Annotated in this window: 6 protein-coding genes; 2 read left to right on the plus strand and 4 right to left on the minus strand. The window is 46.3% G+C overall.

The window, feature by feature from the left end; all coding sequences use genetic code 11:
• From yidC to rpmH, 4 genes are all read right to left on the minus strand, one after another.
• Nucleotides 1-866: membrane protein insertase YidC (gene yidC, locus B3182_RS15575; protein WP_292753448.1), on the minus strand; the 866-nt coding region annotated here is incomplete at its 3' end.
• Nucleotides 859-1,137 (minus strand): membrane protein insertion efficiency factor YidD, encoded by a 279-nt coding sequence (gene yidD, locus B3182_RS15580; protein WP_349676190.1) that lies wholly within the window; start codon nucleotides 1,135-1,137, stop codon nucleotides 859-861. The genes yidC and yidD, both read right to left, overlap by 8 nt.
• Nucleotides 1,080-1,412 carry a ribonuclease P protein component gene (gene rnpA / locus B3182_RS15585; protein WP_069294773.1) on the minus strand — a complete coding sequence of 111 codons (333 nt, stop codon included), beginning with the start codon at nucleotides 1,410-1,412 and terminating at the stop codon, nucleotides 1,080-1,082. Before rnpA ends, yidD begins: the two co-directional genes overlap by 58 nt.
• A 49-nt stretch (nucleotides 1,413-1,461) precedes the next feature.
• The gene (gene rpmH / locus B3182_RS15590) at nucleotides 1,462-1,596 is read right to left on the minus strand and encodes a 50S ribosomal protein L34 (RefSeq protein WP_036311011.1); all 135 of its coding nucleotides are present in this window, start codon (nucleotides 1,594-1,596) and stop codon (nucleotides 1,462-1,464) included.
• Nucleotides 1,597-1,864: 268 nt separating this feature from the next.
• On the opposite strand from rpmH, the gene dnaA reads away from it, so the two are divergent.
• On the plus strand, nucleotides 1,865-3,229 hold the full coding sequence (dnaA, locus tag B3182_RS15595; RefSeq protein WP_292358405.1) for a chromosomal replication initiator protein DnaA: 1,365 nt from the start codon (nucleotides 1,865-1,867) through the stop codon (nucleotides 3,227-3,229).
• Between the two features lie 14 nt (nucleotides 3,230-3,243).
• Nucleotides 3,244-3,845: DNA polymerase III subunit beta (gene dnaN / locus B3182_RS15600; protein ID WP_292753451.1), on the plus strand; the 602-nt coding region annotated here is incomplete at its 3' end.

Consider the following 3,845-nt stretch of genomic DNA (forward strand, 5'->3'; position numbering starts at 1 on the left):
ATCGCTTTACCGTAAAGACTGATTTCCTGTAATGGTTCAGCAGGAATTAAGGCTGCCACGAAATAATGTTGAATCATCGCCGCCCAGCCACCATTCACATCACGACGAAAATCATTTTTTTCCAGTTCACCAAAATCCACTTTTTCGTATTCATTACCCGGACTGGAAAAAACAGCACCCGTATAGGTATAGATCATGAAACTATCATCTTCAGGTTGATTACGATTAAATTGTGCATAGGGATAAGCAGCAAAACGTTCGCCAGACTGGTTTTCTATCTGATAAGTGACATCTACCAGGTAACTGTCACGGGTAAAAGTATAGGTTTTAATCACGGTCAGCCCGTTATCAGATTCCCAACGCATCGGAACGCTCAGACTATTTTCATTCTCCCCCATAACATATTCGGATTTTTCCGCAGTATAGGTTTCATAATGTGTCGGTGCCGAGCCTTCGGCTCGTAAACCTGATTGAGTAACAAAGAAATTCTTACGACTGTCATTTAAAAGCTGTACTGGCTCATCAGGCAAATCTACATCAACAGGATATTGTAATAATGCCAGTTCACGGATATCCGCCCCACGTAAATCAATTGTCGCTTCAATTACATCGGTTTTTACACGGAGCTGATTAGCTGAAGTCGCTGTGGCTTGTTCGCTTTCCGGCATTGCAGGCAAGCCATCTGCAGTATCTGTTGGTAACTCGGGTAAATCATCCTGCGACTGGGCGTTTTCTGAAACAGGCTGGTCTGCGTTATTTTGCGTTGCAACCTGTTGCGGGCGCACATAGTCATTTTGCCAGGCTTCCCACAACAACAGAGAAACAATTAACAGGCCAAAAATAAACAGAGTTCTGAGGTTATCCATTGTGTTTTTTTGTCTTTAGTTCAGGAACAGGATCCACGCCGCCGGCGTGCCAAGGATGACAGCATGAGATTCGGCGTAAACCGAGCCACACACCACGAAGCGAGCCATGCGTTTGAATGGCCTCAATCATATATTGGGAGCAAGTAGGTTGAAAGCGACAGTGCATGCCCATGAACGGGCTTAATAAAAAGCGATACGCGCGAACAAAAGCGATTAGGATGTTTGCCATTGTGCCACCACGGTTAACCAATGTCGCTCCAATGCTGCCCATAATTGCGACGAATCCCGCTGACTAATATCAGGACGTGATAACACCACAATATCGATATTGGATAAAGCTGATTGATGCTGCCGGAAAGATTCCCGGATGATTCGCTTTACCCGATTACGTTGACTGGCCAGTTTAAGATGCTTCTTTGCGATAGCCAGTCCCAGTCGGGGATGCCCGACAGAGTTTTCAACGCTTAGAATCGTCAGACCACCGCCACCAGTGCGCTTACCCTGACGAAAAACCCGGGTAAAATCTCCCGGGCTATTCATTTTCATGGCTCGGCTGAAAGTGGCCAAGTCATGCACCCTCTGAGAACAGAGAGAATTAAACAGAAAGTTTTGCGCGGCCTTTGGCTCTACGGGCATTAATAACACGACGGCCGCCGACAGTTTTCATACGTGCGCGGAAACCATGAGTGCGCTTGCGCTTCAGATTACTAGGCTGAAAAGTTCTTTTCATTTCACCAACTCCAGGAATAACAATGGTTTTGCAGCCGGTAAGCGTCTCTCGAACGGAAACAGCCGGGGCAAAAGACATGGGATTATAGAGTTTGCAGGCATAACAAGTCAAACCGCATTCATCCGACCATGCAACATTATTTTACTTGCCAAAAGCCCCGCATGCAGATAACTTTAGATGCCCTGTCTGTCGCGCTATACTATCACGAAAAAAGCCTGCAGTTATTAGTCTGTTTTCTGTAAACCTTTATATTAGTCAAGGAGTTGCTGTGTCTTCACCCCTTTGGGAAAAATGCCTATCCCATCTCGAAGGTGATCTTTCGGCACAACAGCTGAACACATGGTTACGGCCCCTGCAAGCCATCGAAACGGAAGATAGTCTGCGCTTGTTGGCGCCAAATCCTTATGTTAAGGCCTGGGTTCACGAACAGCTTGAACAACAGATAAATGCGCTGATCAAAGGATTGACCAACGGCAGCATCAATAAAATTGAAATCGAAGTCGGTACCAAAGATTCCATTTCCGCCGAAAAAACCAAACGTCGTGTCAAAACAACGGATAAAGCCCCCGCATCAATAGCAGTTTCGGAAACAGAACCTTCCCCCGCGATTGGCAGCCCGATGAATCCGTTGTTTACCTTTGATAATTATGTTGAAGGTAAATCCAATCAGATTGCCCGCGCAGCATCTTTACATGTTGCTGAAGCACCGGGTACCTCCGGTTACAATCCATTGTTCCTCTATGGCGGCACCGGGCTTGGCAAAACCCATTTGATGCTGGCGGTCGGCAACAAAATTCGCCAGAACAATCCCAAAGCACGAGTGATTTATTTATCCTCCGAGCGCTTTGTACAGGACATGATTACCGCATTGCGTAACAACGCTATTGATCAATTCAAAGCACATTACCGCAGTGCCGATGCATTATTAATTGATGACATCCAGTTCTTTGCCAAAAAGGAACGCTCTCAGGAAGAGTTCTTTTATACCTTTAATAGTCTGCTGGAAGGCCAACGGCAAATCATTCTGACCTGTGACCGGTTTCCCAAAGAAGTTGAAAATCTGGATGAGCGTCTGCAATCTCGTTTGGGTTGGGGGTTAACGATTGCCATTGAACCACCAGAGCTGGAGACCCGTGTCGCTATTCTGATCAAAAAAGCGCAACAAAATCTGATTACCCTACCGGATGATGTGGCCTTTTTTATTGCCAAACGCATTAAGTCAAATGTCCGTGATTTGGAAGGTGCCTTGCAACGCGTCATGGCATTCTCGCGCTTTACCAACCAGCCACTGTCGATTGATATGGCTCAGGATGCTTTAAAAGATCTGCTGGCTTTGCACCAAAAACTGGTCACACTGGAAAGTATCCAGAAAACTGTTGCAGAATACTTCAAAATACGGGTATCGGATTTACTGGCAAAAAAACGCACGCGTTCGGTTGCCCGTCCACGACAAATAGCAATGGCGCTGGCAAAAGAGCTCACCAGTCATAGCTTGCCGGAAATCGGTGAAGCGTTTGGTGGACGAGATCACACCACTGTTCTGCACGCTTGTCGTAAAGTAGTGGAACTGAAAGAAACTGATAGCCGCATCGCGGAAGACTACCGTAATTTACTTCGAACTTTATCCAGCTAGCCGAGAGAGACATCATGCAATTTACTGTGAGCCAAGACATTATTGCCCGTCCCTTACAACTGGTGTGCAGCATCGTTGAACGGCGCTCCACCCTGCCTATTTTGTCTAATATTCTGTTACGTTGCCGTGATCAGCAATTAACCATGACCAGTACCGATATGGAACTGGAAATGATTGCAACGTTACCGGTAGCGGTCGAAAAAGAAGGTGAAACCACTGTCTCTGCTCGCAAACTACTGGATATCGTTCGCGCCTTACCCGCAAACGCCACTATTAGCTTTCAGGCTGAAGACAACAAATCACTGGTTCGGGCAGGAAAAAGTCGTTTTTCTTTAGCCACGCTACCGGCAACAGACTTTCCAGATAGCGAAGGTGCAAATTATCTTGATCAGCTGACAGTTCCTCAATCAGCATTAAAAGATCTGCTGGATGAAACCAGTTTTGCCATGGCTAGCCAGGATGTACGGTATTACCTGAATGGTCTGTTGCTGGAACGCGAAGAAAACATCTTGCGTGCGGTAGCAACAGATGGTCACCGACTGGCATTGGGCAGCATTGAAACAGCAGAAAAAACCAACGAAAAACACAGTGTCATTGTGCCGCGTAAAGCGATTTT

This window comes from Methylophaga sp. UBA4204 (assembly GCF_002379485.1).
Taxonomy (GTDB): domain Bacteria; phylum Pseudomonadota; class Gammaproteobacteria; order Nitrosococcales; family Methylophagaceae; genus Methylophaga.